The following is a 5,599-nucleotide window of genomic DNA, read 5'->3' as shown; positions in this document are numbered from 1 at the left end:
ACCCGGGTGCGTCCGTTCCTTGAGAACTCAACAGCGTGCACTATGTTCAATGCCAATTTTTTGAACCCCGTGTTCTCCTGCTTCGGTGGGGGGACGGGTTTCCTTTGATTGATGGACAATTTGATTTTCGAGTCAGTTGTTTCTCTGTCAGTGATTTGAACTCCCTGATGCCTTCGGGTGTTGGGAACCATTTTTTTTTGGAGAGTTTGATCCTGGCTCAGGACGAACGCTGGCGGCGTGCTTAACACATGCAAGTCGAACGATGAACCGGGTGCTTGCACCTGGGGATTAGTGGCGAACGGGTGAGTAACACGTGAGTAACCTGCCCTGGACTCTGGGATAACCCCGAGAAATCGGAGCTAATACCGGATAGGACCTTTCCTCGCATGAGGTTTGGTGGAAAGTTTTTCGGTCTGGGATGGACTCGCGGCCTATCAGCTTGTTGGTGAGGTAATGGCTCACCAAGGCGTCGACGGGTAGCCGGCCTGAGAGGGTGACCGGCCACACTGGGACTGAGACACGGCCCAGACTCCTACGGGAGGCAGCAGTGGGGAATATTGCACAATGGGCGCAAGCCTGATGCAGCAACGCCGCGTGCGGGATGACGGCCTTCGGGTTGTAAACCGCTTTTAGTAGGGAAGAAGGGCTTCGGCTTGACGGTACCTGCAGAAAAAGGACCGGCTAACTACGTGCCAGCAGCCGCGGTAATACGTAGGGTCCGAGCGTTGTCCGGAATTATTGGGCGTAAAGAGCTCGTAGGCGGTTTGTCGCGTCTGCTGTGAAAACTAGAGGCTCAACCTCTAGCCTGCAGTGGGTACGGGCAGACTTGAGTGGTGTAGGGGAGACTGGAATTCCTGGTGTAGCGGTGGAATGCGCAGATATCAGGAGGAACACCGATGGCGAAGGCAGGTCTCTGGGCACTTACTGACGCTGAGGAGCGAAAGCGTGGGGAGCGAACAGGATTAGATACCCTGGTAGTCCACGCCGTAAACGTTGGGCGCTAGATGTGGGGACCTTTCCACGGTTTCCGTGTCGTAGCTAACGCATTAAGCGCCCCGCCTGGGGAGTACGGCCGCAAGGCTAAAACTCAAAGGAATTGACGGGGGCCCGCACAAGCGGCGGAGCATGCGGATTAATTCGATGCAACGCGAAGAACCTTACCAAGGCTTGACATATACGAGAACGGGCCAGAAATGGTCAACTCTTTGGACACTCGTATACAGGTGGTGCATGGTTGTCGTCAGCTCGTGTCGTGAGATGTTGGGTTAAGTCCCGCAACGAGCGCAACCCTCGTCGCATGTTGCCAGCACGTTATGGTGGGGACTCATGTGAGACTGCCGGGGTCAACTCGGAGGAAGGTGGGGATGACGTCAAATCATCATGCCCCTTATGTCTTGGGCTTCACGCATGCTACAATGGCCGGTACAAAGGGCTGCGATGTCGTAAGGCGGAGCGAATCCCAAAAAGCCGGTCTCAGTTCGGATTGAGGTCTGCAACTCGACCTCATGAAGTCGGAGTCGCTAGTAATCGCAGATCAGCAACGCTGCGGTGAATACGTTCCCGGGCCTTGTACACACCGCCCGTCAAGTCATGAAAGTCGGTAACACCCGAAGCCGGTGGCCTAACCCTTGTGGAGGGAGCCGTCGAAGGTGGGATCGGTGATTAGGACTAAGTCGTAACAAGGTAGCCGTACCGGAAGGTGCGGCTGGATCACCTCCTTTCTAAGGAGCATCTGGAGGCTTCGGCCTTCCAGGCAGCCGGCATCAAGGCGAACGTCCTTGGTCGGCAGCTCATGGGTGGAACATTGACATAGGTGCTCGTCTGGATGGTTCAGACCTAGTACGCCTGCTTCGGTGGGTTGGAACGGTGGGGGCCGGATGGTCGGGCACGTGCACGCTGTTGGGTCCTGAGGGACCGGACGTCCTGCGCCCTGGTTGGGTGTGGGGGATGGTTTCTTCAGGCCTTCGCCGAAGCCGGCTGTTGCTGGTGGGGGTGGGGGTTCTGACCGTCTGTTGAGAACTACATAGTGGACGCGAGCATCTTAGATTCAACGTTTTCGGACGTTGGGTCACAAGGTGAGTCGCCGGCGGGTGCCTTCGGGTGCCTGTCTGGTGTATTCACTGGTCAATTTCGCATCCGGGCTTTCGGGTCCGGGTGTGCGATTCGATAACTCATGTGATTTCAAGTTTCTAAGAGCAAACGGTGGATGCCTTGGCATCTGGAGCCGAAGAAGGACGTCGTAATCTGCGATAAGCCTCGGGGAGCTGATAAACGAGCTGTGATCCGAGGATTTCCGAATGGGGAAACCCCGCCAGGCCCTCAGGGTGACCTGGTGACTCCCGCCTGAATATATAGGGCGGGTAGAGGGAACGTGGGGAAGTGAAACATCTCAGTACCCACAGGAAGAGAAAACAACCGTGATTCCGTGAGTAGTGGCGAGCGAAAGCGGAAGAGGCTAAACCGATCATGTGTGATACCCGGCAGGGGTTGCATGGTCGGGGTTGTGGGACCTCTCGGGCTGTTCTGCCGGACAGCCGCGGTGACGCGTCAGGTATAGACGAACCGGATTGAAAGCCGGACCGGAGTGGGTGTGAGTCCCGTAGTCGAAATGCCTGGCCGGCCGGAGGGGGATCCCAAGTAGCACGGGGCCCGAGAAATCCCGTGTGAATCTGTCAGGACCACCTGATAAGCCTAAATACTCCCAGATGACCGATAGCGGACAAGTACCGTGAGGGAAAGGTGAAAAGTACCCCGGGAGGGGAGTGAAATAGTACCTGAAACCGTTTGCTTACAAACCGTTGGAGCCTCCTTGTAGGGGTGACAGCGTGCCTTTTGAAGAATGAGCCTGCGAGTTAGTGATCTGTGGCGAGGTTAACCCGTGTGGGGCAGCCGTAGCGAAAGCGAGTCTGAATAGGGCGATTCAGTCGCAGGTCCTAGACCCGAAGCGAAGTGATCTATCCATGGCCAGGTTGAAGCGACGGTAAGACGTCGTGGAGGACCGAACCCACTTAGGTTGAAAACTGAGGGGATGAGCTGTGGATAGGGGTGAAAGGCCAATCAAACTTCGTGATAGCTGGTTCTCTCCGAAATGCATTTAGGTGCAGCGTTGCGTGTTTCTTGCCGGAGGTAGAGCTACTGGATGGCCGATGGGCCCCAACAGGTTACTGACGTCAGCCAAACTCCGAATGCCGGTAAGTGAGAGCGCAGCAGTGAGACGGTGGGGGATAAGCTTCATCGTCGAGAGGGAAACAACCCAGACCACCAACTAAGGTCCCTAAGCGCGTGCTAAGTGGGAAAGGATGTGGAGTTGCACAGACAACCAGGAGGTTGGCTTAGAAGCAGCCACCCTTGAAAGAGTGCGTAATAGCTCACTGGTCAAGTGATTCCGCGCCGACAATGTAACGGGGCTCAAGCACGCCACCGAAGTTGTGGCATTGACATATTAGGTAGGCCTTCGTGGTCCAGCCGTGTTGATGGGTAGGAGAGCGTCGTGTGCTGGGTGAAGCGGCGGTGGAAACCAGCCGTGGACGGCACACGAGTGAGAATGCAGGCATGAGTAGCGAAAGACGGGTGAGAAACCCGTCCTCCGGAAGACCAAGGGTTCCAGGGTCAAGCTAATCTGCCCTGGGTAAGTCGGGACCTAAGGCGAGGCCGACAGGCGTAGTCGATGGACAACGGGTTGATATTCCCGTACCGGCGAAGAACCGCCCACACGAAGCCAGGAGTGCTAAGCATCCCAAGCCGTGACCGACCCTTCGGGGAACGTTGCGGGGCGGCATGCGACCCCATCTGGTGGAGTGAGCGTGATAACAGGTGTGACGCAGGAAGGTAGCCCAACCCGGGCGATGGTTGACCCGGGGCAAGCGTGTAGGCCGAGCGATAGGCAAATCCGTCGCTCACACAGGCTGAGACGCGATGCGGATGAAAAGTGGGTGATCCTATGCTGCCGAGAAAAGCATCGACGCGAGGTTCCAGCCGCCCGTACCCCAAACCGACTCAGGTGGTCAGGTAGAGAATACCGAGGAGATCGAGAGAATCGTGGTTAAGGAACTCGGCAAAATGCCCCCGTAACTTCGGGAGAAGGGGGGCCGGATTCGTGAAGGGACTTGCTCCTGGAGCGTTGAAGGCCGCAGAGACCAGTGGGAAGCGACTGTTTACTAAAAACACAGGTCCGTGCCAAGTCGCAAGACGATGTATACGGACTGACGCCTGCCCGGTGCTGGAAGGTTAAGAGGACCGGTTAGCTCTTCGGAGCGAAGCTGAGAATTTAAGCCCCAGTAAACGGCGGTGGTAACTATAACCATCCTAAGGTAGCGAAATTCCTTGTCGGGTAAGTTCCGACCTGCACGAATGGCGTAACGACTTCCCAGCTGTCTCAACCGCGAACTCGGCGAAATTGCATTACGAGTAAAGATGCTCGTTACGCGCAGAAGGACGGAAAGACCCCGTGACCTTTACTACAGCTTGGTATTGGTGTTCGGTGTGGCTTGTGTAGGATAGGTGGGAGACTGTGAAGCGGGCACGCCAGTGTTCGTGGAGTCATTGTTGAAATACCACTCTGGTCACTCTGGATATCTAACTTCGAACCGTGATCCGGTTCAGGGACAGTGCCTGGTGGGTAGTTTAACTGGGGCGGTTGCCTCCCAAAGAGTAACGGAGGCGCCCAAAGGTTCCCTCAACCTGGTTGGCAATCAGGTGGCGAGTGTAAGTGCACAAGGGAGCTTGACTGCGAGACTGACAGGTCGAGCAGGGACGAAAGTCGGGACTAGTGATCCGGCAGTGGCTTGTGGAAGCGCTGTCGCTCAACGGATAAAAGGTACCTCGGGGATAACAGGCTGATCTTGCCCAAGAGTCCATATCGACGGCATGGTTTGGCACCTCGATGTCGGCTCGTCGCATCCTGGGGCTGGAGTAGGTCCCAAGGGTTGGGCTGTTCGCCCATTAAAGCGGTACGCGAGCTGGGTTTAGAACGTCGTGAGACAGTTCGGTCCCTATCCTCTGCGCGCGCAGGAAATTTGAGAGGATCTGACCCTAGTACGAGAGGACCGGGTTGGACGAACCTCTGGTGTGCCAGTTGTTCCGCCAGGAGCACCGCTGGTTAGCTACGTTCGGGATGGATAACCGCTGAAAGCATCTAAGCGGGAAGCCGGCCTCAAGATGAGATTTCCATCCCCTTCGGGGGGAGAGGCTCCCAGCCAGACGACTGGGTTGATAGGCCAGATGTGGAAGCACCGCAAGGTGTGCAGCTGACTGGTACTAATACGCCGACAACTTGACAATCACTATCCACACCATCGTTGTAAGGCAGCGGTGTGGAGCCTGATGACTCGCGTCCACTCTGTGGTTCCCAGCAGACGGGAAACCCAACACAATCACACAGTGCAACCCGCACCCCACCACCCCCACCACGGGGCTGGAACCGGGGTGCCACCGAGACCACCACCACACCCCCCAGGAGTGTGGATGGTTCTAGAGTTTCGGCGGCCATAGCGCGAGGGAAACGCCCGGACACATTCCGAACCCGGAAGCTAAGACTCGCAGCGCCGATGGTACTGCAGGGGCGACCCTGTGGGAGAGTAGGACACCGCCGGACATACTT

General features: G+C 56.7%; 3 rRNA genes. All 3 read left to right on the top strand.

Features of this window, described 5'->3' with window-relative positions:
- Nucleotides 1-194 precede the first annotated feature (194 nt).
- The 3 genes from M1L56_RS15810 to rrf all read left to right on the top strand — a co-directional run bounded on the left by M1L56_RS15810 (nucleotide 195) and on the right by rrf (nucleotide 5,593).
- Nucleotides 195-1,721: ribosomal RNA gene (locus M1L56_RS15810) — 16S ribosomal RNA — on the top strand.
- Nucleotides 1,722-2,179: 458 nt separating this feature from the next.
- Nucleotides 2,180-5,280, top strand: a 23S ribosomal RNA gene (locus M1L56_RS15805).
- Between the two features lie 196 nt (nucleotides 5,281-5,476).
- Nucleotides 5,477-5,593 (top strand): 5S ribosomal RNA (gene rrf, locus M1L56_RS15800).
- The 16S, 23S and 5S rRNA genes sit together here, the layout of an rRNA operon.
- Nucleotides 5,594-5,599 lie beyond the last annotated feature (6 nt).

Origin of the sequence: Agromyces sp. C10 (assembly GCF_023217995.1) — a bacterium.
In the GTDB taxonomy this organism is placed as follows: Bacteria; Actinomycetota; Actinomycetes; order Actinomycetales; family Microbacteriaceae; genus Agromyces; species Agromyces indicus.
This window is presented reverse-complemented; position numbering and strand designations above follow the sequence as displayed.